This is a genomic window from Pseudomonas orientalis, assembly GCF_002934065.1.
Lineage (GTDB): Bacteria > Pseudomonadota > Gammaproteobacteria > Pseudomonadales > Pseudomonadaceae > Aquipseudomonas > Aquipseudomonas orientalis_A.
Genome location: NZ_CP018049.1, coordinates 4,030,515 through 4,055,846, shown reverse-complemented (window position 1 = coordinate 4,055,846; position 25,332 = coordinate 4,030,515). Strand labels below are relative to the sequence as shown.

Genomic DNA, 25,332 nt, shown 5'->3' with positions numbered 1-25,332 from the left:
GCCCGTGTCAGGCGTCAAGTCTATGGGGCCAGCGGCCTGATGCTTGAGCAGTGGGACCCTCGCCTGCATACCCTTAAATCGCGTGAACCACTGATCGAGGCGAATCAGGTGTCGGTGTACAGCCTGTCCGGGACGCTGATCCGTAGCCACGATGTGGACGCCGGCATGCGGCTGATGCTGGCGGCGCCATCCGGGCAACTGTTGCAGGCCTGGGACGGTAAGGGGGCCTATCAGCGCCACGACTACGATGACTTGCAGCGTCCGGTGGCGGTGTTCGAACAGGCAGCCGATGAAGAGCGACCCTGGTGTGTCGAACGCCTGGTATATGCCCGCCCAACGCCAGAGCACCGCGCCCTTAACCGCGTTGGCCGTCTGGTGTGCCATGCCGACCCGGCGGGCACCCAGGTGTTTGAAGAGTATGGGATGAGCGGACAAGTGCTTCGGCAGACGCGGCGGTTTCGCGAGGCGCTGGGCGTTGTTGACTGGCCACTTGCTCAGGCCGATCAAGACGAGCAGCTGGACGGCGAGCGTTACACCACACGCTGGATATTTGATGCCCTCGGCGGCACGCTGGAACAGGTCGACGCCAAGGGGAATGGTCGGCAGTTTGCCTACGGGTTGGACGGACAGACGAAACATATTCATCTCGCCTTGAAAAGTGGCACGCGCAAAACCGTGATAGATCGCTACGTCTATAATGCCGCCGGTCAGGTGGAGACGGCCCGGTTGGGCAATGGCGTGAGCAGTCTGGCCGCCTATCGGCCCGAGGATGGCCGTATGAACCGGTTGATGGCGTACCGCCAAAATGAGCCGACGGCACCGTTACAGGATTTGCACTACGACTATGATCCCGTGGGAAATGTTTCGACGCTGCGGGATCAGGCGCAACCGACCCAATGGGGCCACAACACGCAAGTGAATGCTGCCTGTCGCTACCAATACGACTCGCTGTACCAACTGACCCAGGCGACAGGCCGGGAAAGTACCGCCGCCGCCATCACCCCAGCATTGCCTGCGCGTATTTCGTTCGGTTCGACCGATGCCGGTTTATGTCGCAACTACACCCAGCACTATGCTTATGACGAGGGGGGCAACCTGACCCGTTTGCGGCATGTGCCGTCCAGTGGCGTCGGTTACACGCGCGACATGCAGGTCGCCAGTGGCAGTAATCGCGCGTTGTCCAGCGAGCATCCGGTTGGCGAGTGGGCGCAGGGTTTTGATGCCAATGGCAATCAGCAACGGCTGGGACGTGGTGTCGCGATGGCGTGGAACGTGCGTAATCAGTTGTCCAGGGTCACGTCAGTTGTGCGCGACAAAGCAGACTCGGATGAGGAGGCTTATGTGTATGCAGGCGACGGCCAGCGTGCGCTCAAGCTCACTCACCAACAGGTTGCCGGCAGTCGACAAACGGCGCGTGTCTATTACCTGCCAGGCCTGGAAATTCGCCAGCAGCCGTTGCGTCGACTGAATGTATTGCGCCTTGAAGTACCGCGCTGCACGGTGGAGGTCTTGCAATGGGAGCCGGGACTTGATGAGAGGGCCGACGGTGAACCCCTGCGTTTCTGCCTGACCGATCAGCAGTCGAGCCATGGGTTGGAGCTGGGTGAACAGGCCGAGTTATTGAGTCAGGAGAGCTATTTTCCGTATGGGGGGACAGCGTGGTGGGCGTCGCGCAACGCGGTGCAGGGCAGTTACAAAACCCGTCGATATTCAGGCAAGGAGCGCGACGGCAGCGGTTTGTATTACTACGGTTTTCGCTATTACGCCCCCTGGTTGCAGCGCTGGATAAGCCCCGACCCCGCAGGGCGCGCGCAGCTGAATCCTTATCTCATGGCGTTTAACAACCCGGTCACGTTCGTTGATTCAATGGGATTGCAGCCTACCGACATGGAAAATCCTCAGATACAGGACGATATCATGCTCATCCTGATTCTGGCCTTGCTGGGCCTGGGGGCGGGAGCGCTGCTGGGCGATGCGAGGGCGGGGGCTGCCGTGGGGGCTCTGATGGGCGGTGTGCTGTTTGGTACCAGCCGCTTCATTATCTATCAAAGTGCGCAGCCGCAGGCCGTGGCCAGGGCAGCGCAACAGCAGGAGGAAGATTTCGGCAGGGCCGTTTCGGAGATGGCGATCGCTGCGGCGGAGGACGCGCGGCTGAGTTACGAAGAAACGGAGCGGCTGGTGAATTTTGCCTATGCGCGCCGTCATGGTGAAGAAGGCATTACCCTTATGGTCCACCGGCATCAGGGGACCCTGCGTGGCTACGTGGGGCCTGTGGACGAGTCGGGAGGCATCGAACGCGCACTGGGGGGGAATCGTAACCCGATGCCGGAGTTGAGACGCATGGGCTATGGCGCGATAGTGCTGCGACGTCCAGCACGTGAGCCCGCTGCCGCGAGCGGTCAGCAGGCGGTGCCGAGCGCGTTCGAGGTTGGGGTGACCACCCAGGTAGCTGGCTCAAGTCGCGCACGCCGTGGTCGGCAAGCACTGGCGCAGGTGCCGTTGGTGGCGCCGGCGGTAGCGAGAGCCGCTACCCCGCAGATGGAGTTCGATACCGCAAAGCTTGTAGATGCCCAACTATCGGGGCGCGAGGGCCGCAGTATTGCCCTTACCTTCAGCCACTTGCGTGAAGGGCGTTTCGGCGCGGTTCATTGGCATCCTCACAGAGACCAGCTATGGTCCGCTGATTTGCACGGCTATGCCGCTTCTCGTGGGCGTGGTCCCTATCGTTTGATGTTAAGCCATCTCGGCGGCCAGCGGTACCGAGTAGAGGGGATACGTAACCCACACCGCTGAGGGCATATCAGCGGCTGCGTGCCGATGCGATGGCGCCTCAGTTTTGCTAGAATGCGCGCCGCGCCGCCTGACCGACGCCTTTTTGCATCCGGTTCACCCCTTACGAGGGTAGCCACCTGGAGAGATTACCCATGACTCAACCGATTGTCGTGGCGGCACTGTATAAGTTCGTCACCCTCGAAGATTACGTCGCCCTGCGCGAACCACTGCTGCAGGCGATGGTCGACAATGGCATCAAAGGCACCTTGCTGATCGCCGAAGAAGGCATCAACGGTACCGTTTCCGGCAGCCGCGAAGGCATTGATGGCTTGATGGCCTGGCTGAAAAAAGACCCGCGCATGGTCGACATCGACCACAAGGAATCCTACTGCGACGACCAGCCGTTCTATCGCACCAAGGTCAAACTCAAGAAAGAGATCGTGACCCTGGGTGTACAAGGCGTCGACCCGAACAAGAAGGTCGGCACTTACGTCGACCCCAAGGACTGGAACGCGCTGATCAGCGACCCCGAAGTGCTGCTGATCGACACCCGCAACGACTACGAAGTGTCGATCGGCACCTTTGAAGGCGCGATCGACCCGAAGACCACCAGTTTCCGCGAATTCCCCGACTACATCAAAGCCAACTTCGACCCGGCCAGGCACAAGAAAGTCGCCATGTTCTGCACCGGCGGCATTCGTTGCGAGAAAGCGTCGAGCTATATGCTCAGCGAAGGCTTCGACGAGGTCTATCATCTCAAGGGCGGTATTCTCAAATACCTTGAAGAGGTGCCGCAGGAAGAGACTAAGTGGCAGGGTGACTGCTTTGTGTTCGACAATCGTGTCACTGTGCGCCACGACCTGAGCGAAGGCGACTACGATCAATGCCATGCCTGCCGCACACCGGTCAGCGTAGAAGACCGCGCGTCCGAGCACTACGTGGCCGGCATCAGTTGTCCGCATTGCTGGGATAAGCTGCCGGAGAAAACCCGTCGCAGCGCCATCGACCGGCAGAAGCAGATCGAACTGGCGAAGGCCCGTAACATGCCGCACCCGATTGGTTTCAACTACAAGCAAACCCCTTCCGAGGCTTGAACCATGTCCGCGCGCCTGCTCTATGTAATGGACCCGATGTGTTCCTGGTGCTGGGGCTTTGCCCCGGTGGCGCAGGCGCTGGTTGAGCAGGCCCGGGCGGCCGGCGTGGAGTTGCACCTGGTGGTGGGCGGATTGCGCACCGGCAGTGGCGCGGCGCTGGAACCGACTACGCGGCGCTATATCCTTGAGCACTGGCAGGCGGTGACCGACGCCACCGGCCAGCCGTTCAAGCGCGAGGGTGCGTTGCCCGAGGGGTTTGTCTATGACACCGAGCCTGCGTGCCGCGCCCTTGTCACTGCGCGCAGCCTGGCGCCCGATTGCGCCTGGACGCTGCTGGGGCTGATCCAGCATGCATTTTATGTGGAAGGCCGCGACGTCACCTCTGCCCACGTGCTGGTGGAACTGGCCGAGCAGGCCGGTATTCCGCGGATCGAGTTTGCCGGCGAGTTCGACCGCGCCGAGCAGCACGCGGCCACGGCAGCGGATTTCACCTGGGTGCAGGATTTGGGTATCGCCGGTTTCCCGACCTTGCTGGCCGAGCGCAACGGCCAATTGGCGCTGCTCACCAATGGTTACCAGCCGCTGGACGAGTTGTCACCGTTGCTCGCCCGATGGCTGGAGCGCGCTACCTGTGCGGGATGAGTCAACCATCAGCGACCGCCTGACCTGGGCGGAAATCCGCCGCCTGGCCCTGCGTCACCGCAAATCCCTGTGGATCGCCAACAGCGTCGCCGTGCTGGCGACCTTGTGCAGCGTACCCATCCCGTTGCTGTTGCCGCTGCTGGTCGACGAAGTGCTGCTGGGCCATGGCGACGCCGCGCTCAAGGTGATGAATCACGCGTTGCCCCTGGGCTGGCAGAAAGCCGCCGGTTATATCGGCCTGATGCTCTTGATGACCCTGGCCCTGCGCTGCGGCGCACTGGTGTTCAACGTGGTGCAGGCGCGGCTGTTTGCGCGGCTGGCCAAGGACATTGTCTACCGCATCCGCGTGCGCCTGATCGAGCGGCTCAAGCGCATCTCCCTGGGCGAATATGAAAGCCTGGGCAGCGGTACGGTGACGACACACCTGGTCACCGATCTGGACACCCTGGACAAATTCGTCGGCGAAACCCTCAGCCGCTTCCTGGTGGCGATGCTGACCCTGGTCGGCACGTCGGCGATTCTGGTGTGGATGCACTGGCAGCTGGCGCTGCTGATCCTGCTGTTCAACCCCTTGGTGATCTACGCCACGGTGCAATTGGGCAAGCGCGTCAAGCACCTGAAAAAACTCGAAAACGACAGTACCTCGCGGTTCACCCAGGCGCTGACCGAAACCCTGGATGCCATCCAGGAAGTGCGCGCCGGCAACCGTCAGGGCTTTTTCCTCGGGCGTCTGGGCCAGCGTGCCCGGGAAGTGCGGGACTACGCCATTCACTCGCAATGGAAAACCGATGCGTCCAGCCGCGCCAGTGGCTTGCTGTTCCAGTTCGGTATCGACATCTTCCGCGCCGCCGCCATGTTGACCGTGCTGTTTTCCGACCTGTCCATTGGCCAGATGCTCGCGGTGTTCAGTTACCTGTGGTTCATGATCGGCCCGGTGGAGCAGTTGCTCAACCTGCAATACGCCTACTACGCGGCAGGCGGCGCGCTGACGCGCATCAACGAACTGCTGGCCCGCGCCGACGAGCCGCAATACGCGGGAGGTGCCGATCCCTTCCGCGGGCGTGCGACTGTCGGTATTGAAGTGCATGGGCTGGATTTCGGTTACGCCGATGACCTGGTGCTCGACCAATTGAACCTGACCATCGCGCCGGGGGAGAAGGTGGCGATTGTCGGCGCCAGCGGCGGCGGTAAAAGTACCCTGGTGCAACTGTTGCTGGGCCTCTACACACCGCAGGCCGGCAGCATTCGTTTTGGCGGCGCGAGCCAGCAGGAGATCGGCCTGGCGACCATCCGCGAAAACGTCGCGGTGGTGCTGCAGCACCCGGCGCTGTTCAACGATACCGTACGCGCCAACCTGACCATGGGCCGCGAGCGTACGGACCAGGCCTGCTGGCAGGCACTGGAAATCGCCCAGCTGGATGCTACCGTCAAGGCATTGCCCTTGGGCCTGGACAGCGTAGTGGGGCGTTCCGGCGTGCGTTTTTCCGGTGGCCAACGGCAACGCCTGGCCATCGCGCGCATGGTGCTGGCCGAGCCCAAGGTGGTGATTCTGGATGAAGCCACCTCGGCGCTGGATGCGGCCACCGAGTACAACCTGCACCAGGCGCTGGCGCGGTTTCTCAGTGGGCGTACTACACTGATCATCGCCCACCGGCTCTCGGCAGTGAAACAGGCCGATCGTGTATTGGTGTTCGATGGCGGGCATATCGCCGAGGATGGCGACCATCAGCAATTGATTGCCGATGGCGGGCTGTACGCCAAATTGTATGGACACCTGCAACAAGTGCGTTGATTTGGCTTAGGCTGTGCGATCGGGAGCGGATTTTCGCGTGCGTATTGAGCTGTGCATGTGCAAGGGACTTCATGAAGCAAAAGCGGACTCTCGGAACGCCACGGCTGCTGGGCATTGTCTGGCCCTTTATTGCCGTTGTGCTGTTCCAGGCATTGTTAGGCTGCGTCAGTCTCTACGTGCTTTCGGCGGTGCGTGGCTATGTGGCAGGTGAAAGCCTGTGGTCCAAGGGCCAGAAAGACGCTATCTATTACCTGACCCTCTACGCCGATGACCGCGACGCGGCGACCTATCTCAAATATCAGCAAGCGATTGCGGTGCCTCAGGGCGGGCATGAGTTGCGCATCGCCTTGGACAGCCCAACCCCGGATATACCGGCCGCGCGCCTGGGAATCATCAAGGGCGGCAACCACCCGGACGACGTCTCCAGCCTGATCTGGCTGTACCTCAACTTTCGCCATTTCAGCTACTTGGAAAAAGCCATCGAACTCTGGACGGTGGGCGACGGCTATCTGTTGCAACTGGACGAACTTGCTCGCCAAATGCATGGCGCCATTGCTGCTGATCGGGTCGATGCCAGCGATGTGCGGCTGTGGAAGGCGCGTATCACGGCAATCAACGAAGGTGTGACGCCGGCGGCCAAGGCGTTCAGCGATGCCTTGGGCGAAGGCTCGCGGATGATCCTGCGCCTGCTGTTGATCACTAACCTGGCCACGGCCCTGGGCCTGATCGTCCTGGCGCTGCTGCGCACGCACAAATTGCTGGCCCAGCGTCATGCGTTTGCCGATGCCCTGCAGGCGGAGAAGGAGCGGGCACAGATCACCCTGGAGTCGATTGGCGACGGGGTCATCACCACCGATGTGGACGGTGCGATTGCCTATATGAACCCCGCCGCTGAAGCGCTGACCCACTGGAAGTCGGCCCAGGCCCAGGGCCTGCCGCTGGCGGCGTTGTTCAAGCTGCTGGATGAAAACGCCGAGCCGGACGGCTTCACCCTGCTTGAGCACATCATCAAGGGCGAACTCAGTGGCGGCAGTGAACATTCCAAGCTGATCCAGCGCCTGGACGGCAGCACCGTCTCCGTGACCCTGGTGGGCGCGCCGATTCGCAGCGCGGGCAAGGTCAGTGGCGCGGTGCTGGTGCTGCATGACATGACCCAGGAACGCCAGTACATCGCCAATCTTTCCTGGCAGGCCACCCACGATGCCTTGACTGGCCTGGCCAACCGGCGTGAATTCGAATACCGCCTTGATCAAGTGCTGCAGCAGGTGGCGCGCCAGCAGAACGGTCGGCATGCCTTGATGTTCCTCGACCTGGATCAGTTCAAGCTGGTCAATGACACCTGCGGCCATGCCGCGGGCGACGAATTGCTGCGACATATTTGCGCGCTGCTGCAATCGGACCTGCGCGAAGGCGATACCCTGGCGCGGCTGGGCGGCGATGAATTTGGCATCCTGCTGGAAAATTGTCCGGCACCCGTGGCCGAGAAAATCGCCGAGAGCCTGCGCCACACCGTACAGAGCCTGCATTTTGTGTGGAAGGGCCGGCCGTTCATGACCACCGTCAGCATCGGCCTGGTGCATATCTCGCAAGCGCCCACCACCCTGGAAACCTCGCTGCGCGCCGCCGACATGGCATGCTACATGGCCAAGGAAAAGGGGCGTAACCGGGTGCAGGTGTATCATGCCGACGACTCGGAGCTGTCCATACGCTTCGGCGAAATGGCGTGGGTGCAACGCCTGCACATGGCCCTGGAAGAAGACCGCTTTTGTCTTTACTCCCAGGAAATTTCGCCGCTGGGCCATACCGAAGCGGGTACCGGGCACATCGAAATACTTTTGCGCCTGCACGACGAAGCGGGGCGAATCATCCTGCCCGACAGTTTCATTCCGGCCGCCGAGCGTTACGGCTTGATGACTTCACTGGATCGCTGGGTGGTGGAGAACGTATTCAAGATCATTGCCCGTTGCATGCATGAGCGTCCGGGCCGACCCATGGCCATGTGTGCGATTAATCTGTCAGGCATAACCATTGGCGATGATGATTTTCTCGGGTTTTTGCGTGAAAAATTCGACACTTACAGCATTCCCCCGGAAATGATTTGTTTTGAAATAACTGAGACCAGCGCTATCGCCAATTTAGGCAGTGCAATTCGTTTTATTAATGAACTCAAGGCGTTAGGGTGCCACTTTTCCCTTGATGATTTTTGCGCCGGAATGTCCTCATTCGCCTATCTCAAACATTTACCTGTAGACTTCTTGAAGATCGATGGAAGTTTCGTAAAGGATATGCTGGACGACCCGATTAACCGCGCCATGGTCGAAGTGATCAATCACATCGGCCATGTCATGGGTAAACGCACAATTGCCGAGTTTGTTGAAACGTCGCAGATCGAACAGGCGTTACTTGAGATAGGTGTGGACTACGCTCAAGGCTATTTGATCGAGCGCCCGCAATTGTTTACCTGTGATCGCCTGCAGTGCCGACCCGTGCGGCCGCAGCCCCTGTTATTCAAGGCGCCCGGTACATTCCGCTGAAACTTGCCGGTCTGTACATCACACTTAAAAAGGAGCCCTACAGTGATCGACACATTCAACAGAACCGGCCCGCTTATGGAAGCCTCGAGTTACCCCGCCTGGGCCCAGCAATTGATCCAGGACTGTAGCGAGAGCAAGCGTCGGGTTGTCGAACACGAACTGTACCAGCGCATGCGCGATAATACGCTCAGCGCCAGGACCATGCGCCACTACCTGATCGGGGGCTGGCCTGTGGTGGAGCAGTTCGCCTTGTACATGGCACAGAACCTCACCAAGACCAAATTTGCCCGTCATCCTGGCGAGGACATGGCGCGACGCTGGCTGATGCGCAATATTCGCGTGGAACTGAACCACGCCGATTATTGGGTGAATTGGGCGCGTGCCCATGGCGTCAGTCTTGAAGACCTGCAGGCCCAGAACGTGCCACCGGAGTTGCACGCACTGAGCCATTGGTGCTGGCACACCAGCTCGGCTGACTCGTTGATCGTCGCGATTGCCGCCACCAACTACGCCATCGAGGGCGCGACGGGGGAGTGGTCCGCCGTGGTCTGTTCCACCGGCGTGTATGCCGCTGCCTTCCCCGAGGAAGAGCGCAAGCGTGCGATGAAGTGGCTGAAGATGCACGCCCAGTATGATGACGCGCACCCCTGGGAAGCCCTGGAAATCATCTGCACCCTCGCCGGCACAAACCCGAGCGCAGCCCTGCAGGTGGAGTTGCGACAGGCCGTGTGCAAGAGCTATGACTACATGTATCTGTTCCTGGAAAGTTGCATGCACCTGGAACAAGAGAAGGAAAAGGCGCCGGCGTTCGTGCGTGAGCGCCAGGCCCGAGTCGCCAGCGAGGCGTGATGCACAGGCAATGGCGGGGGGTTACCCCGCCATTGCCAGACGATTGCGGCCTGCGCGCTTGGCCACGTACAAGGCATTGTCGGCTCGGCGCAGCAGGCTTTCAGCCGACTCAGCCGCCAGTAACGTCGAGCAGCCGAGGCTTACCGTCAATTCGATTCGCGTCCCTTCTACCCAGTAGTCCTGGGCCTGCGCCGCCTGGCGCAGGCGTTCGCCGACCATCCGCGCCGCATCACGGCCGGTGTTGGACAGCAGGATCAGAAATTCTTCCCCGCCAAACCGAAACACCATGTCCACGTTGCGCAGCTGGCCCTTGATCGCCGCAGCCACGCCGCGCAATACGCTGTCGCCGGCGGTATGGCCATGGGTGTCATTGATGCGCTTGAAGTGGTCGATGTCCAGCATCAACAGAGACAGCGGGTGCATGTGCCGCCGCGCCATGTCGATTTCCCGTTGCAGCGTCTGGTCCATGGCAATGCGGTTGCCGGTTTCGGTCAACGGATCGCGCAAGGCGCTGCGGGTGGCGGCGCGGTAGAGCAGGGCATTGCGCATCGGGTAAAGCAAGGCGGCCAGCAGGGATTCCAGCTGGCCCAGTTCCTCTTCCAGAAAGCGCTGGTTGCGGCGGAAGACCAACTCGCCCAAGTGCTCGCCGTCATGGCTCAAGGTGTAGCTCACCGAATGATGGCCGCGATGGCCGAACTCCAGGCGCAGGTCAGTGGTGACGTGACGGTACTGCAAGGCATCCAGCGGCACCAGGCGCTGGATTTCGCGAAAGAACAGGCCAAGGATGCGTTCCGGCTCGAGGCTGGTTTGCAAGTGCTGGTTAAGTTGCTGGCGGAGCTGGCCAAGCGTGGCGGGGCGAGGTGAGCGCAGGGATGGCTGACCAAATCCCAGGCGTTGCAATTTGGCACTGTCAAAGTCAATTGCGTTGGTCTGGGTGGGTGTTTTCATAGGTGAGCGGCCTCTAAGCACATGACTGTCTTACAGGCGGATGAGAGTGGCAAGTGCCAGGCGTCTTACTGGTCCTTCAGTTCCGTAAAACAGTAAGGATCAGTTTAAATCGCTTTACGCCGGGTTATAAGCCCGGGGCACTGCCACACGTCTTGTCATCGCTTGACCTGCTTGAAGGGTGTTAGAGCCAGATTCGTGCCAAATCGTTTTATTTAATAAATAGCTATATGAATCAATTGACTGCCCTGGCTCGAAAAACAGTCGGCAGCGCGTGGCGTCATTTATCTGGCTGGGCAGTCAATGGATTACGGGGCTACCAGCGTGGAACTGTCGATTTGTTCGATCGACGTGACACCGGTCAGCGTCATCGCCACGCGTATTTCCCTGGCGAAGATATCCAGCAGGTTTTCCACCCCGTTCTGCCCATCGGCGGCCAACGCGTACACGCTGGCGCGCCCGAGCAGGCAGGCCTTGGCCCCCAGGGCAAGCATGCGCACCACGTCGAGCCCGGAACGAATGCCGGAATCCACCAGCACGGTGAGGTCATCGCCGACGGCCTCGGCAATCGGTGGCAACGCCTTGGCGGTAGACAACACGCCATCCAGCTGGCGGCCGCCATGGTTGGAGACCACGATGCCGTCGGCTCCGAAGCTCACGGCATCCTTGGCATCCTGTGGGTCGAGGATGCCCTTGATGATCATCGGCCCCTTCCAGAAGTCGCGAATCCACTCCAAATCTTTCCAACCGATCGAGGGATCGAAGTTGTTGGCCAGCCAGCCTATGTAGTCCTCCAGGTGCGTGGGTTTGCCCAGGTACCGGGAAATATTGCCCAGGTCATGGGGACGGCCCATCAACCCTACATCGAAGGCCCATTGCGGCTTGGTCATGGCTTGCAGCATTCGCCGCTGCGCCGCATAGGGGCCGGACATGCCGGAGTGGGCATCACGATAACGCGCGCCCGGGGTAGGCATATCGACGGTAAACACCAGTGTCGTCACCCCCGCCGCCTGTGCGCGTTCCAGGGCATTGCGCATGAAGCCGCGGTCCTTGAGCACATACAGCTGGAACCATATCGACTGCGGGCTTTGCGATGCGACTTCCTCAATCGAACACACCGACACCGTCGACAGGCAGAAGGGTACGCCTTTGTTCGCTGCCGCCTTGGCCGCTTGCACTTCACCGCGCCGTGCATACATGCCCGTCAGGCCGACCGGGCTGAGGATGACCGGCATGGCCTGCTCCTGGCCGAACAACGAGGTTTTCAGACTCAGGGTGTCGACATTGCGCAAGATGCGCTGGCGCAGGCTTATCTCGGCCAGGTCCGAACTGTTGGCCCGCAGCGTGTGCTCGGCGTAGGCGCCGCCATCGATATAGTCGAACAGAAAGCGCGGCAACTTGCGCTTGGCGGCAGCGCGGTAATCGGATGCGGACGAAATGATCATGTACAGGGGCTCCACTCGGCGAAGCGCTCAACGATAAGCAAAATTCTGGCATGATAAAAACAACTTTTATCGCTGCAATCGAGTCGCAAAGGGAATACTGATGAATCTGCGAACCCTGCGGGCGTTTGTTGAAGTGGTGCGCCAGGGCGGGTTTTCCCAGGCGGCTGACGTGGTGTCCCTGACCCAGTCCACGGTCAGCAAAGCGGTCAAGACGCTGGAGGAGGAACTGGGCACCCCGTTGCTTAATCGTCTCGGCCACCGGAACGAACTCACCGCCGCTGGCGAAATTGCCTACCGTCGCGCCTTGGTGATGCTGGCTGAACGCACCGACCTGATTGCCGAGATCAACGACCTGCGCGGCCTCAAGCGCGGCGTGCTGCGCATCGGCCTGCCGCCGGTGGGTTGCGGCGTACTGTTTGCCGCAATGTTTGCCACCTACCGCACGCGTTACCCCGACATCGACATCGAACTCACCGAGTACGGCAGCAAAAAACTGCGCGAATGCCTGGAGGCGGGGGAGGTCGACCTGGCGGCATTGCTGCTACCGGTGGATGAGTGTTTCGACTACCAGCCGGTGCGCAACGAACCGCTGATCGCCGTGCTGCCCGTCAACCATCCATTGGCACGCCGCGAACGCATCGACTTCACTGACCTGGCGGACTCTGCGTTCATCCTGTTCGAAGCCGGTTTCGCCCTCAACGCGAAAATCCTCGCCGCCTGCGAACGCAAGGGCGTCGTGCCAAAGGTGACGGCCCGCAGTGGGCAGATCGACTTTATCGTCGACCTGGTCGCCGCCGGTCTGGGCGTGGCGTTCCTGCCGCGGATGCTGGCGCACAAACACCAGCACGCCGGCATTGCCCTGATCCCCCTGGACGAACCCCACACCGACTGGCACATCGCCCTGGCCTGGCGCTCCAGCGCCCACTTGCCACCGGCAGCCAGGGCGTGGCTGGAACTGGCCAGGGAGCAGGCGGCTTCGACCGGTCAGCCTTTGCAGTCGTGAAAAATGTTAGAGGAGGCTTGACTTCTTCTTTTTAATCAGTAACATACGGCGCATTCCGCGATAGCTCAGTTGGTAGAGCAAATGACTGTTAATCATTGGGTCCCTGGTTCGAGTCCAGGTCGTGGAGCCAGATAGAGAAAAGCCTGTAGAAATACAGGCTTTTTTTTGCGTGGGATTTGACCCAGCAAACCAAACGCTTAGCGCGCTTCCCATGACGCCATCTCTAATCCTTCGATTCAGAGGTAAGGCTAATGAAAGTCGCTGCAGTCGTTTCAACCAAAGGCGGGCCGGGGAAAACCACGGTTGGCGCCAATCTAGGCGCGTTCTGCGCCGACGCGGGTCTTCGGACCTTACTCATCGATCTCGATACCCAACCGTCACTGTCCTCGTTCTATACGCTAACCCATGAGGCGCCGGGCGGGACCTACCAACTGATCGCCAATAACGAGACGCGTGCCGATCAGGTCATTTCCAAGACCTGCATCCCTAATCTCTCATTGATCCATTCGAATGATCCGTTAAATCAGCTTGGAAGTTTGTTGCTTCATGCTGCTGATGGGCGCTTTCGCCTCAAGAATCTAATACCGGCGTTCGCTCAAGATTTCGATTTGATCCTTGTAGACACCCAGGGTGCACGCTCCATTGTCCTTGAAATGGCGTTGCTAGGCGCTCAGATGGCTATTTCTCCTATCACTCCCGATATGCTGACTGCGAGGGAGTTTCAGCGCGGAATGCTCCAGCTTTATAGAGATGTGGAGCCTCTGGCAGCGCTGGGCGCTACGACACCCTTGCTCAATATCGTGATCAATAAGCTTGATGCTACTAATGACGCAAATCTGATTTACCACACGCTAGCCGAGACCTTTTCTGATCACCCCAAAGTGCGAATGCTTCATACCACAATCCCTGCAGCGGTGAGCTTTCGCCGTGCTGCGACTGAAGGAATTCCAGCACATCGTCTGGAGTATCGGCTTCCGACTCACCGCCGCTCTCCAACGGCGTTCAAGGTCATTAAAGACCTTTCAATAGAGCTGTTTCCCGAGTGGCGGGCGAAGTTTGATGCGCTGAACGAGGAGCGCCTTAGTCAGATCTTGTCGTTGCTCTCGAAAAGGGTTGTCTCGGGGAGAGAGGCAGTATGAGTCTGCTTGATTTGGTTCCACCTCACTCGATAGAGGCCGAACAAGGCGTTATCGGTGGGCTTATGCTCGATAATTCTGCTTGGGATCTCATCGCGGACATGGATTGCTCCTGCATGTAGATGTCACGCGAGCAATGTTAAGAGGAGCATCAAGCCCGTCAGCCAGGAAACAGAATTACAGAGCCGGTGTTTTGCCCCTTAAGAACCGCTTACACACCAAATTCATGAGACCTGATTCCACTGGAATCACTTTCTACGGGCTAAGGGTTCACGCCTGGCTTCAGCAAATCCAAGATTGCTTTGACGCCTTCACGGCCCGTCATAAGGCTTTCAGCACTCGGTTTTTCACATCTAGCGGTGAGCTCAAGGGACTGGATAGTCCCTTGTTTTGAGGTTCTGGGCCGACCACATGAATCGCCCGAAGGCATACCGCTACCACGCTCAACGGGCTGATTGAATTCCCCACGCTGCGCTTTTTGAATCATGCCGAACAGATAGCCTCCCGGATTTCGAATCTCTGTGTTGGCACAACGCGCCGACCACTGATCCAACACCTGCTGCTGCAACTCAAAATCCATTGTGCTAAGCGCTACCATCGCGTTTCGCCGTTGTTCAGCTGCAAGCTGGAGGAATGGCTCTGGCAAGCGGATTCCCTCGCGTGCCCGCGGTACTGTGTTTTTACAAACCTTTGTATTCGTACTAGTTCTGGATGAGTTCGGAATCCGAACGCAGGTGAACGTGATTCCGAACTGAGTCAGTTTGACTGAGTTCGGAATCGTTTTTACTGAGTTCGGATTCACTTGAGCCCCGCACAACCGTCGAAGACTTGGCCCAGCTCTGTTGCTCTATACGCTGCTGCAACCGCTCCAAGTGTGAGGGCAAAGCGTTTTCACGCAGGTATGGATCGGCGGAAAGTTCTTGAATGACATGAGCGGCAACATCGCGAATGCATTTGTTGGCATGCCCAAGCCCTTCGTTCACCAATTCCAGGTACCCCAATCGCTTTCAACAATATGTTCCAGCGGTAACGCCACCTCGCGAGCAATGTCCTGCACTAGCTCGTAGACGGCCTGACGCAACCCCTCTGGTGATTCAGCAGCCCGTTCGATGTACCAGAGGTCAGCGACCGGATGCACACCGCCAGCCTGAATGGGTATAGACCGAAGGCAAGACTCTTGGAAGGTTGGGACCGTTTCGCCTGTGGCTTGAGCCAACTGTGCTTTGATCGCTTGTGGGCGGGCAGTAGCACCTGAGATCGGTGAGAGCGTATTAGAAGCGATTCGCTGCTGGTGCTCGGCCTCGGACAAACGAAGTCGGGGTTGCTCAACTTGCACCACCAAATCTGGCTGGTGTACCTGCTTACCAGCAACCTCCCTTGAGGGCATAGAGCGAAAGGCGGTGAGTGAGGTTTTTGAACAGTGAGCGAGCATGCATGGTTGCCTCCAATGGCGATGGTTGAATATTGAGGCTGCGTCAGTGCAGCAACAGGAACGTGAGTAGGATGTAGATGAGGGTTACTTTCATGGTTATGCCGACGAACTTGGCCTGTGAGATCTGGCCGCTGGCCCAGCCTCTGTAGCCGCTGCCGAGCGCCCAGGCGGCAAACACCAACGCACTGGCGAGTACCAAGCCGATGAAGAAGGTTGTGCTCTGCTGCGGCGTGAAGCCGCCCATGGCCTGGAACGCTGTGAGCTGTTGTGGGCTCATGCTCATGGCTGACGTTGGCCCGACCGCGTGTAATGCCCAGTTAATTCGGGTGGATGTCGAGGTTGAGCGCGTGAAGGCGTGAGGTAGCCGCTGATGCCCTGCCGGATCAGATCGAGGTCTGCTGATAGGCGAGCGTAGTCAAAGGTGTATCGGGCTTGGATATCGATGACCGTATTCGTGCTGGCGACGATAGACGATCTACTGCATCAAGCTGACGAAGGATGAGGGTGAGCAGTTGATGTTCTTCGCTCGCCGGCGCTGCCAGCGCTATAGGCGCCGAAAAGCACGCTAGAAGCACAACCGTACCGAGAGATGGGTAGGATGAGGGCATTGAGGCTATCCAGGCGCAGAAGATTTTTCTGAGTGTCTCGCATGGGGTTTCCCTTGCCAGTACGGAAACTGGTTTGGTCTGGGAGTCTTTCGTGAAGCGGTTGGCGTATGGCTGGAACAAGCCGGAGCGTCTTGTTTGCTGGTCGTTTGTGGTGCGGCAATTGGAGGAAAGCAGGTAATCAGTACAGGGCGCACTGATGAGGATGGTCAAAAGACCGTTTTCGTTTCCTTCTGAAAAACCGGAGAAGCCCGACTATGGCCACTAATCGAGCTTCTCTGGCTTTATCTATCAGTGATCAAGGGCCCCGAGCATTTGCGTAACGCTCCGAGGTTTTGCTCTTGGCATGACTTGCCCTACATATGCGTAACCATGATCAAGGGCTTTGCGACGGAGACTCTTGTCGCGTTCCAACGCAGCCTGGATATTGTTGATCCGTTCTTTTTGGGTTTGCAGCGCTTCAACGAACCCCTTCAACCGTGTCGCTACCTGGTGGATGTCATTAAGGTCCGTGACGCCTGAAAGCCATTCCGAAACAGCCACCGTAAAAGGGAGGCGGGGGAAGAATGGGAAGGGCGCTGGGGTCTGGTAGCCAGCGTGCAGCATGACCAAACCTGCCAGAATGTCGGAAAGCTGAAGTGTGTCCAGGTAGATGTCATCAAATGCCTCACCAAGGCTGTGAGTAAAAATCGCACCAGAAATGGCGAGCGGACCGTAGTACGACAGCTCTGGAAAGCGTTGAGCTATAAGAGCTGCCACATTATCCGCATTCTGGATTAGCGCGGAGTTGCCAGAGGCCTCTAATAAAACTCCGCCAAGCTTCTCCATTTCGACCGAAGACAATTCAGCCTTGCACGCAGCTAAGAACTCACCCGATTTCCCTGCATTCTGCAGCAGCGATTCGGCAGCCTTTTTTTTACGGTCCAGTATGCTGAATGCCCGTTTTTGAAAGTCGATTGACTTAGGCGGGAGGAAAACCCGATTTGGCGCTTCCCGAAAATCGGCGAAAAAATCCTTGCGGCCTGCATTAGGATCCGCGCGATAGTCTGGGAACAACTCGGGCATATCGTTTTCGGACAGCCAGCGAGTGGTGTCGTAATACGTAGTTTCAAGACTGCTCGGGTTGTCGGCGTTTTTGCGCACGGGCTCACCATCCAAAGCCCATTGCACCGAAGGTGCTCCTACCACTTTTTGGTAGCCGAGCCCTGAAGCAAGCAACCTTGGGATCAACATCAAGTCGGACGTCTGTACCTGGGGCTGTTTAAGAGGATCATTGATAGCGCCTACTGGCTGGCTTGCTCCAGGTTTCAGCGTGAACACTGGTGTATTCCCCTTGGGATTCGCAATGTATGGAATATCCCTTGATGAACCCCGCTGAATGTAGCGTCCCGTTATGACATCGGAAATGCCTTCTGCCACTTCAGCATCAGTCAGGTACAGGCGAGGAAGGACGCCCCCATGTGTTTTGTGCCGAATAGCACGACCTATGCATTCGCCTGACTCCACAAAGATCCAGATTACCTCGTGATCGAGAATCTCGAGGCCGCTTTTGACGTATACCTCTAACGGTATCCACGATTGGGGAATGAGTTGCTTGGACAAGAAGCTATCCAGGGCTTCGTCGCTACCTACAGGAAACTGTTCGTTCGGATCGACAATGGACCGATGAAGCTTCGAATCGCGAATGGCGTTGTACAGGTTAATGAAACTGGGCCAATGGAACGCATGGCCGCTAGGTTGAACAGCCAGCTCGAAGCTAGGCGCCCCGTTGTTGAAGAACCGCTGTTGTTCGGTATGCCAACGGACATTGGTACTTGCTGGCGGCTCAGGAGCGTCAGTTACTTGACCAAGACGAGCTTCGAGCTGCTTTCCCCGCTGATGCTCAACGCTTGACTCATCAATGGACAACCTATGCAGGCCCGCTCTGCCTGCTCGTTCCCACGCTTCAAGAAGAGAGACTTTGGTCAGTTTACTGAAGCCAAGAGCAACAGAAAGTTGAATGTCCGCGCGGGTGATTGTGCCCGGGGGAGGGAAAGGATATTTCCCGGCGCAGGTCGTTAAATCATGCGTATCATCGTAGTCAAGACACTTGGCGAACAGCTCGCGTAAGCTATCAGGATTTTGTGTTTTGGCTTCCAAATCACGATCGCGGAAAGGTTTTTTTGGGTCGATGCTGCCTAGCCCACGAAATAGGCTCTTAGCGATATCTTTGAATTTCGAACGGTCGTGTTTCTGAAAAGGAATTCGGTTCATCACATGTGCCTTTGAAGGTTGCACAGACGAAATGTCCATGCATACGGTAGCGCGATGACTCTGTGGTTGCTGGCTGACCCGGTCGGTGCGCAAAACCGAAACTTCTCGGTGTGACATTACCTACTGGTACTGGGGGTAGAGCTTTACTGCTGATGTTCCTGGGTTCCTGTCTCGAGATCACACGTATCAAGCCATGCCAGCGGCCCTTTTCGAGACCCCATCAGCATAGGTGAATCAGAAACGTGATGGCAAGTGGAATTCGCAAAGTCTTGATCCCGAATCATGACGAGCGGATGGGCTGAACATATTGAGCGGAGATAGCGTTACACCAGACGGTCCGACATTGGTTATGTGGTGATACACGTCCTGCGAGAGCAGCAATCAGCCAATAGAAGCCGTTGCTACTTCCTGGCTGCGGATGTTTTTGTCCTTGCAGGGTATTGCCCCATTGTCGTGGTGAGGCGTTCCTTCGACGCATACTCGAGACTAGCGAGTCGCTGATATGACAAATGCTTGGGTTCATTTGACGGAGCGCTGACGCTCTCGCTTCTAGCCCGCTAGCGAGCATGAATTCGATAGTTTTATACCTACCAATGGCAATTCATTAACTTTTAGCGCAGGCACCTCGCAGTTTTGGCCGTAGGCTTGCTAGCTCAAAGATAAAGATTCAACAACAAAAGAGAGTGAGCTCAGGTACTCTCATAAGCTTCTTAAGCAATTTGATAATGCCGGTTGTGTGCAGTTGCATTACGGATGCGGAGCTCATCAATTAACAGGAGGTTAAAGTTGGATGATTTTTCGCAGAGAGCGTGTGGCAGCGTGAGAAGCCGCCGTATGAGAATTTTTTGATTATCACGCTGGTCGTTGTGGTCGCATTATCGGTCACAGCAGCACTGGTGCAAAATCGCGGGCTGCAGATTGATGTTAAGCCTAATGGAGTCGGCTTAAAACTCGAGCGGGCTAAGCATTCGGCAGCTCCTAATGTCACCCACAACGACGGTTCTCCCATCGTTACCGCACCGGGAGCAAGTGTTGAGTGAATCGCCCCGGGTTTTCTAGACACTCTCAAGGCTCGCTGCGTAACGCTTTTCAAACTCTACCGGTGACAGCTGATTGTTGAAACTGTGGCGTCGTTTTGGGTTGTAAAACATCTCGATGTAATCGAACACATCATCTCGAGCATCCTGGCGTGTAGTGTAGATTTTACGCTTGATCCGTTCCCGCTTCAGCAACTGGAAAAAGCTCTCCGCCACAGCGTTGTCGTGGCAATTACCTCGACGACTCATGCTGGCTACCAGGTTGTTAGCTTTCAAGAAGCTTCGCCAGTCTGAGCTGCTGTACTGACTGCCTTGATCCGAGTGGATCATCACCTCTTGCTTCGGCTTACGTCTCCAAACCGCCATCAGCAGTGCATCAATGGCTACGTCGCTGGTCATCTGCGACTTCATTGACCAACCAATGATCTGGCGTGAAAACAGATCGAGCACCACGGCCAAATACAGCCAGCCTTCATATGTTCGGATGTAGGTAATGTCTGTGACCCAAACTTTGTTGGGTTCTCTGACATCGAATTGGCGCTTCAGTAAGTTCGGTGAGGCAACGGCTGGCTTACCGCCGTATTTTCCAGGCCTCCGTCGATACCCAGTCTGAGAACGTAAACCTTCAAGGCGCATCAACCTAGCCACCCGGTGACGGCCACAGCTCTCACCAACCTCTCGCAGGTCATCATGGATCTTTCGATAGCCATAAACGCCACCGCTTTCCAGCCAGGAGTGTTTGATCAATCCAAGCAGTCGCTGATCGTCCTTGGCTCGCGCAGATTTTGGTTCTGATAGCCACGCGTAGTAGCCGCTGGGATGAACCTTGAGCGTCAGGCAAAGCCGTCGAATCGCGTAATGACCCGCTTGCTGCTTAATAAAGGCGTACTTCAGCCGCACTCCTTGGCAAAGTACGCGGCGGCCTTTTTTAAGATGTCTCGCTCCTCCGTCACCCGTTTCAGCTCGGCACGTAGACGACGAACCTCAGCGCTCTGATCATCCTCCTCAACGCGCTGTTCCTGAGGCTTGGTGTAGCGCTTAACCCAGGCATAGAGGCTGTGCACAGACACACCCAATCGTGCAGCCACCTCCGAGACAGGAAGCTGCTTTTCGGTCACTTGCTTGACCGCCTGGATTTTGAATTCTTCGGGATAACGCTGGTTGCTCATGGCACCTCCTAATGGGCCTCATTTTAAGGCTTGGAGGTGTCTACGAAACTAGGGGCGATTCACACTGATGGATGTCAGCGCGTCATATAAGGCAAGCGATAGGTTCATTATGTCTCCTGCGATTGGCAAGTGACGTATAGACCCCACCTGACGGCAGGTCCCGTCATAGTGAGGGTTGGTGCATTCGGCCGGCGAGAATGTCGACGACTGTTCGCGTTACCGAATGCTTTGCGAACTGCAGCTGATCAACGCGGGTAGCGTGGTGACTTTCAGGATCCATGTCACCTAGGCAGGTGCTGTCTACGAAAGCGAACCAGTCCAGATAATCGACTTAAACGTTATGGCGATCCAGCCAGACGTTTCTTGAAATCTTGTAGGAAGCATGCGGCATATAGTGAGCTGCGCGTTCTGGATCCGTTGGGGGGAGCTAATGATAGCCAAATTGATCCGGTTTGCCTGTGGCTCCGTCTTAGATTTATGACTGGTGTTCTGTAAGTCTATCGCTGTAATTTGCACTAGTCACTAATATGATAGGCTGGGCATGCGACGAAATAGTAAAGAACTTTATCCCTTAAAAATATAGAGCCTGAATACTAAGTTCGATATTAGGGCCGCTATAGTGGCGGCCATGGGGTGAATGGAAGGTTTAACGTTACATTGCATAATGGTTTGAGTTTGCACTCTGTATTTTCGTGCGTTCGGTATCACTAATGGCCCTAAAAATCCTCTTGGACAAGGCATTCAGTATCCAGTGAGTAGTCTCCGACTTTGCACACTGGACCTTGCATCAGAACGTGGTAGTCATTGTCAAGTTCGATATTAATTACACCTCCGGGCATTCGCACGGCGACCTCAGCATCGACCAAACCAAGTTTTCGAGAAACAGCCGCTGCCGCACAACTGCTGGTGCCTGAAGACAGTGTATAGCCTACGCCTCGTTCCCAGATCTGCACCTCGAGATTTTTCCTGTCGATAACTTTTACAAACTGGACATTGGTACGATCGGGGAAAATAGAGAGATTCTCAATGATTGGCCCCAGATTTCTAGCTAATATCTCCGTCGGTTGCGCAACAAATATGACGCAATGAGGATTACCCATGGACACGGGACTTAATAGAAGCTCTGTTCCATCGATGAGAAAGGTTGACTCGGTAGTTTCTATAAAGCGGGCCGTACCCATGGCAATCGATATACGCTTGCCTTCATCCAGTACCTGACATCCAACCACGCCTCCCTTTGTGGAAACCTTAAAGTGTGAGCTCGCAACAATGCCCTGATCCCACAAATAGCGACAAAATATTCGCAAGCCATTTCCACTTTTTTCTGCCTGCGAACCATCAGTGTTGTAGATACCTACCGATAGCATCTCATCGGCATTGATCAACGGAACCAATATCCCATCACTGCCCAAACCATGGTGGCGGTCACAAATTCTAGATATTTCCTGCTCGGTAAAGCAGAAAGGGGTTGATGCTGTATAAACTAAGTAATCATTACCCGCAGCGTGATATTTGGAAAACTGCATAATCAGACACCGAACTAGTCAAAGTAGAATAGTGTTTGACTATAGCATAGGCGCGGCTAGGGGCCACTGGGTGTAGGGAGACACACCCGCAGGCTTGGTCGCATAGCGCACAAGGAACCACCAAGCAGTATGCAGAAGGCCAGCGAATAGCACAGGCCGCTCACGCCAAAGGCAGAAATCATCAGACCACACCACGCCGGACTGATTGCCGCACCAAGACTGGCCAGATTGTGAGCCGCGAAGTAACTACCCTTTAACTCTGGAGGACTGATTGAGTCAATATATAAATATTCAGCTGGTTGTATGAGAATCTCTCCAATCGTGAATATAAACATCGATAGGCACCAGAAAACCAAATTTTCGGCCATTGAAAATCCAAGCAGTCCGATGGAGAAGAAAAAAGCACCGATTAGCACAATTCTGTTCAATGATGTGAGAGTTATGTAACGGCTGGCGAAGTGTTGCAGGAATATAACGACAAGTGCATTTGTTAATAGTAGATAAGACAGTATTTCCATGCCTTTCGCGGCTGGGTATTTGTACAGCAATAACAAGGATAGAAAAAAGGTAAAACGACCATGGACAATAGTGTTGAAAAATGAACCTACAGTGTACAAAACTAGATTTTTATCTCTTCCAAGTACCTTCAGGACCTGTGAGAACGATGGTCGATTGACTGGCTGCGATTGGGCTGGTTGCTGCTTGGCCAAAAAACTGAGAACGAAAACTGCGGCTAGACTTGCAGAAGCCGCCACCAGCATTGCTAACGCAATCGACTGTGCGACCAGATATACGCCCAAGACAGGACCTATGGCAAAAGCTACGTTCGTTAGGATATAGCGATAAGAAAACGCAGCTACTCGCTTTTCTGTATCAAGGTAATCAGCCAGCATTGCCTTTAGCCCAATGCTGAAAAGCGCGGCTGCGAACTCCATGAAAATAAGCAGTATCCCGACCAAGAGCACCATTTGAGCGAAAGGCAGAACGCCAACCGCTACTGCCAGAATCATTAAGGTTCCGATTGAAAGGTACAATCGGTTGTAGTTGTCGAAGGCCAAACCTACCGGCAGTGAGAGCACTGTGGCAACTAGCATTGTCAAGCTCAATAGGACGCCTGATTGCCAGCTGCTCATACCGAACTGCGTGGTGAGTAGGAGCACGATCAAAGGGCTTGCAATACCTTTGCATAGGTCGTAAAGCAACGAGCTGAGCAACAACCTCTGAAGAGGTGAGGAAAGATATTTCAGTGAAAGGGTGGGCATGCGCGACATCCAGATCCGTGGAACGTATTTTACTGGGCTACCGTTGACCAGCACACAGGTCATGGAGTGCGGCAAACGTCAGCTTATGCAGGTCCGCCAACATATCGTAGTCGAAGACAATGTGGAATTCGTCCTGAAGATGAGTGATTAATAAGATCATGCCCATCGAGCTTATTCCTTGATCATGCAAGGGCAAATGCGCGTCGATTTGCTGAGCCAGATTAGGAAACAAATGAAACAACAAGGCTTCGAGACCGAGAGCGGCTATATTTTCATCACTCATCACAGATCAACCTCTGAATTTATTCGTGCAGCCAGCGCTTTTCGATCCACCTTTCCATTCTGGGTAAGAGGGAAGTTGTCGGTTAGGGTAAAGCGCGAAGGAATTGTCGCGCGGCCGATTTGCTGTGCACACGTCATTGTGATTACCCCCACATTCAGCGGACCGTCAGAGATCAAGAAGGCATGCAATTCATCGCTAACCTTACCTGGCACCTTCATGACCACGGCGTCTTTGACACCAGGACAATTGCGTAGAGCCAGCTCGACTTCTTCGAGTTCGACACGTACGCCGTTGATTTTTACCTGATTGTCTTTGCGTCCCAGGAATACGACATCCCCTGAAGGCAGAAACCGGGCTAGGTCGCCGGTCAGGTAAAAGCGAATAGGACCGACGTCCTCCACTTCCAGCGTTCTAAACATTTTTGCTGTCAACGACTCATTGTTCAAATAGCCATTGCCCACACAAATGCCGCCAATGATCAACTCACCGGTCTCTCCCTGCGCGACCGACTGCAGATCATCGTCGACAATCGCAATATGTGTCCCTGCTATAGGCCTACCGATCGGGATAACTGCTTGGTCGTAGCCTCTCTGAGGATTGAACACTAATGTTCCGATGGTTGCTTCTGTAGGGCCGTATCCGTTATAGATGTGACACTCAGGTAGTCTCCCATGCAAGGCAGAGATCAAATCAACCCCCCACGGTTCGCCACAGCAGACGATATGTCGCAGCTGATGGCAGTTTTGAATCGCTGGGCTCGACAGAAGGTGCCTGAGCTGACTCGGCACCATTATGAGCATCGTGACAGCGAAACGGCCGATGCACTCTGTCAAATAGTTGGGAAAATTGACCAGTCTGTGATCTGGAATGAACACGGCTCCACCAGAGAAGAATGGAAGAATCGATTCTTGTATGGACGGATCAAACGAAAAGGGAGTTTTCAGTGCCGTGACATCGGTGTGATCGAGTGAGTAATAGTCACGCGCCCATTGCAGCCTATTAAAGAACCCCTTTCTCGTTAAACTTACACCCTTCGGCACCCCAGTCGTGCCGGAGGTGAATATCAAATAGGCTGTGGCGTCGGACAATTGCTCTGGAAAAAAATCAAACCTATCATGCTGCACTTCGCACGCAAACAGCGTGGCGAGATTACAGCATCGCTCCGTAGCGCCAGGCATTGGTGTATCGGTTATCAGGAGCGCCGGCTGCGCAATGTCACAAATTATTCGCTTTCTTTCATCAGGTAGACTCGTTGCCACCGGCAGATAAATGAGACCCGCCAGCAGGATACCCAAAACAATGATCGGGTAACGCAATTGCAGGTCTAGATGCACGCCGATTACGTCCCCGGGACTTAATCCTGCTTCAAAGAAGTATGCATGAAGCTTGAGCAGCTCTGTCCTAGTCTCCTGATAGGACAAACGCGTTTGCGCATCGAATACGGCCGTATTCGTGGCCCGTTCTTCGATGATTTTTTCCATGTGTTGAATTAGAGAAAAATCTACGGGATAGGCTACTCCACTCATTACCGTCGAAACCGCCTTGTTCATCTT

General features: G+C 56.1%; 20 protein-coding genes, 1 tRNA gene and 1 pseudogene. 11 read left to right on the top strand and 11 right to left on the bottom strand.

Annotation, left to right across the window (positions count from 1 at the left end; all coding sequences use genetic code 11):
- Window positions 1-39: 39 nt before the first annotated feature.
- The 6 genes from BOP93_RS18170 (at window position 40) to BOP93_RS18145 (ending at window position 9,683) form a co-directional block, all read left to right on the top strand.
- The gene (locus BOP93_RS18170; RefSeq protein ID WP_157943526.1) at window positions 40-2,793 is read left to right on the top strand and encodes an RHS repeat domain-containing protein; all 2,754 of its coding nucleotides are present in this window, start codon (window positions 40-42) and stop codon (window positions 2,791-2,793) included.
- Window positions 2,794-2,924: 131 nt separating this feature from the next.
- Window positions 2,925-3,866, top strand: coding sequence for a rhodanese-related sulfurtransferase (locus tag BOP93_RS18165; RefSeq protein ID WP_104503948.1), 942 nt, complete (start codon window positions 2,925-2,927; stop codon window positions 3,864-3,866).
- Between the two features lie 3 nt (window positions 3,867-3,869).
- Complete coding sequence (locus tag BOP93_RS18160; RefSeq protein WP_065895479.1) at window positions 3,870-4,508, top strand: DsbA family protein; 639 nt, start codon at window positions 3,870-3,872, stop codon at window positions 4,506-4,508.
- Between the two features lie 7 nt (window positions 4,509-4,515).
- A complete protein-coding gene (locus BOP93_RS18155; protein ID WP_162303231.1) occupies window positions 4,516-6,300 on the top strand; it encodes an ABC transporter ATP-binding protein in 1,785 nt (594 codons plus the stop codon).
- A 71-nt stretch (window positions 6,301-6,371) separates the two neighbouring features.
- Window positions 6,372-8,834: an EAL domain-containing protein gene (locus BOP93_RS18150; RefSeq protein WP_104503944.1), complete on the top strand. Its 2,463-nt coding sequence runs from the start codon at window positions 6,372-6,374 to the stop codon at window positions 8,832-8,834.
- 75 nt (window positions 8,835-8,909) lie between these two features.
- The gene (locus tag BOP93_RS18145) at window positions 8,910-9,683 is read left to right on the top strand and encodes a TenA family transcriptional regulator (protein WP_420220227.1); all 774 of its coding nucleotides are present in this window, start codon (window positions 8,910-8,912) and stop codon (window positions 9,681-9,683) included.
- Between the two features lie 21 nt (window positions 9,684-9,704).
- On the opposite strand, the gene BOP93_RS18140 is transcribed toward BOP93_RS18145, so the two are convergent.
- Both BOP93_RS18140 and lldD read right to left on the bottom strand, forming a co-directional pair.
- Window positions 9,705-10,631: a GGDEF domain-containing protein gene (locus BOP93_RS18140; RefSeq protein WP_104503940.1), complete on the bottom strand. Its 927-nt coding sequence runs from the start codon at window positions 10,629-10,631 to the stop codon at window positions 9,705-9,707.
- Window positions 10,632-10,936: 305 nt separating this feature from the next.
- Entirely contained in the window at window positions 10,937-12,073 is a 1,137-nt protein-coding gene (lldD, locus tag BOP93_RS18135; protein ID WP_104503937.1) for an FMN-dependent L-lactate dehydrogenase LldD, read from the bottom strand.
- Window positions 12,074-12,173: 100 nt separating this feature from the next.
- On the opposite strand from lldD, the gene BOP93_RS18130 reads away from it, so the two are divergent.
- The 4 genes and pseudogenes from BOP93_RS18130 to BOP93_RS27485 form a co-directional block, all read left to right on the top strand.
- A complete protein-coding gene (locus BOP93_RS18130; protein WP_104503935.1) occupies window positions 12,174-13,076 on the top strand; it encodes a LysR family transcriptional regulator in 903 nt (300 codons plus the stop codon).
- A gap of 54 nt (window positions 13,077-13,130) precedes the next feature.
- Window positions 13,131-13,206: transfer RNA gene (locus BOP93_RS18125), tRNA-Asn, on the top strand.
- Window positions 13,207-13,327: 121 nt separating this feature from the next.
- Complete coding sequence (locus BOP93_RS18120; protein ID WP_104503932.1) at window positions 13,328-14,215, top strand: ParA family protein; 888 nt, start codon at window positions 13,328-13,330, stop codon at window positions 14,213-14,215.
- Window positions 14,212-14,313: pseudogene (locus BOP93_RS27485) on the top strand (DnaB-like helicase N-terminal domain-containing protein); the annotation flags it as partial. The gene BOP93_RS18120 and the pseudogene BOP93_RS27485, both read left to right, overlap by 4 nt.
- A 161-nt stretch (window positions 14,314-14,474) precedes the next feature.
- Here BOP93_RS27485 and BOP93_RS18115 read toward each other — a convergent pair.
- The 4 genes from BOP93_RS18115 to BOP93_RS18095 form a co-directional block, all read right to left on the bottom strand.
- A complete protein-coding gene (locus BOP93_RS18115) occupies window positions 14,475-14,858 on the bottom strand; it encodes a hypothetical protein (protein WP_157943524.1) in 384 nt (127 codons plus the stop codon).
- Between the two features lie 829 nt (window positions 14,859-15,687).
- Window positions 15,688-15,921 carry a TIGR03758 family integrating conjugative element protein gene (locus tag BOP93_RS18105; RefSeq protein ID WP_237140370.1) on the bottom strand — a complete coding sequence of 78 codons (234 nt, stop codon included), beginning with the start codon at window positions 15,919-15,921 and terminating at the stop codon, window positions 15,688-15,690.
- A gap of 2 nt (window positions 15,922-15,923) precedes the next feature.
- Window positions 15,924-16,082: an RAQPRD family integrative conjugative element protein gene (locus BOP93_RS28310; protein ID WP_430758801.1), complete on the bottom strand. Its 159-nt coding sequence runs from the start codon at window positions 16,080-16,082 to the stop codon at window positions 15,924-15,926.
- A gap of 458 nt (window positions 16,083-16,540) precedes the next feature.
- On the bottom strand, window positions 16,541-18,502 hold the full coding sequence (locus BOP93_RS18095; protein ID WP_104503923.1) for a hypothetical protein: 1,962 nt from the start codon (window positions 18,500-18,502) through the stop codon (window positions 16,541-16,543).
- A gap of 845 nt (window positions 18,503-19,347) precedes the next feature.
- Between BOP93_RS18095 and BOP93_RS27480 the strand changes: the two genes are divergently transcribed.
- Window positions 19,348-19,542, top strand: coding sequence for a hypothetical protein (locus BOP93_RS27480; RefSeq protein ID WP_157943523.1), 195 nt, complete (start codon window positions 19,348-19,350; stop codon window positions 19,540-19,542).
- Between the two features lie 15 nt (window positions 19,543-19,557).
- Here the strand turns inward: BOP93_RS27480 and BOP93_RS18090 are convergent.
- From BOP93_RS18090 to BOP93_RS18070, 5 genes are all read right to left on the bottom strand, one after another.
- A protein-coding gene (locus tag BOP93_RS18090; RefSeq protein WP_104502081.1) for an IS3 family transposase occupies window positions 19,558-20,708 on the bottom strand; the annotation gives its coding sequence in 2 pieces (ribosomal slippage) (window positions 19,558-20,474 and window positions 20,474-20,708; 1,152 coding nt in all).
- A gap of 716 nt (window positions 20,709-21,424) precedes the next feature.
- Window positions 21,425-22,234, bottom strand: coding sequence for a diaminopimelate epimerase (dapF, locus tag BOP93_RS18085; RefSeq protein WP_104503920.1), 810 nt, complete (start codon window positions 22,232-22,234; stop codon window positions 21,425-21,427).
- Window positions 22,235-22,290: 56 nt separating this feature from the next.
- Window positions 22,291-23,496: an MFS transporter gene (locus tag BOP93_RS18080; protein WP_157943522.1), complete on the bottom strand. Its 1,206-nt coding sequence runs from the start codon at window positions 23,494-23,496 to the stop codon at window positions 22,291-22,293.
- 37 nt (window positions 23,497-23,533) lie between these two features.
- A complete protein-coding gene (locus tag BOP93_RS18075; protein WP_104503914.1) occupies window positions 23,534-23,779 on the bottom strand; it encodes a phosphopantetheine-binding protein in 246 nt (81 codons plus the stop codon).
- A complete protein-coding gene (locus BOP93_RS18070) occupies window positions 23,779-25,329 on the bottom strand; it encodes an amino acid adenylation domain-containing protein (RefSeq protein WP_104503911.1) in 1,551 nt (516 codons plus the stop codon). The genes BOP93_RS18075 and BOP93_RS18070 overlap by 1 nt, the downstream gene beginning before the upstream one ends.
- Between the last annotated feature and the right edge of the window lie 3 nt (window positions 25,330-25,332).

Bases quoted from the DNA above. Each gene is read 5' to 3' on its own strand.
- BOP93_RS18170 (WP_157943526.1), top strand. From the start codon at position 40: ATGCTTGAGCAGTGGGACCCTCGCCTGCATACCCTTAAATCGCGTGAA.
- BOP93_RS18165 (WP_104503948.1), top strand. From the start codon at position 2,925: ATGACTCAACCGATTGTCGTGGCGGCACTGTATAAGTTCGTCACCCTC.
- BOP93_RS18160 (WP_065895479.1), top strand. From the start codon at position 3,870: ATGTCCGCGCGCCTGCTCTATGTAATGGACCCGATGTGTTCCTGGTGC.
- BOP93_RS18150 (WP_104503944.1), top strand. From the start codon at position 6,372: ATGAAGCAAAAGCGGACTCTCGGAACGCCACGGCTGCTGGGCATTGTC.
- BOP93_RS18145 (WP_420220227.1), top strand. From the start codon at position 8,910: ATGGAAGCCTCGAGTTACCCCGCCTGGGCCCAGCAATTGATCCAGGAC.
- BOP93_RS18140 (WP_104503940.1), bottom strand. From the start codon at position 10,631: ATGAAAACACCCACCCAGACCAACGCAATTGACTTTGACAGTGCCAAA.
- lldD (WP_104503937.1), bottom strand. From the start codon at position 12,073: ATGATCATTTCGTCCGCATCCGATTACCGCGCTGCCGCCAAGCGCAAG.
- BOP93_RS18130 (WP_104503935.1), top strand. From the start codon at position 12,174: ATGAATCTGCGAACCCTGCGGGCGTTTGTTGAAGTGGTGCGCCAGGGC.
- BOP93_RS18120 (WP_104503932.1), top strand. From the start codon at position 13,328: ATGAAAGTCGCTGCAGTCGTTTCAACCAAAGGCGGGCCGGGGAAAACC.
- BOP93_RS18105 (WP_237140370.1), bottom strand. From the start codon at position 15,921: ATGAGCCCACAACAGCTCACAGCGTTCCAGGCCATGGGCGGCTTCACG.
- BOP93_RS18095 (WP_104503923.1), bottom strand. From the start codon at position 18,502: ATGAACCGAATTCCTTTTCAGAAACACGACCGTTCGAAATTCAAAGAT.
- dapF (WP_104503920.1), bottom strand. From the start codon at position 22,234: ATGCAGTTTTCCAAATATCACGCTGCGGGTAATGATTACTTAGTTTAT.
- BOP93_RS18080 (WP_157943522.1), bottom strand. From the start codon at position 23,496: ATGCCCACCCTTTCACTGAAATATCTTTCCTCACCTCTTCAGAGGTTG.
- BOP93_RS18075 (WP_104503914.1), bottom strand. From the start codon at position 23,779: ATGAGTGATGAAAATATAGCCGCTCTCGGTCTCGAAGCCTTGTTGTTT.
- BOP93_RS18070 (WP_104503911.1), bottom strand. From the start codon at position 25,329: ATGAACAAGGCGGTTTCGACGGTAATGAGTGGAGTAGCCTATCCCGTA.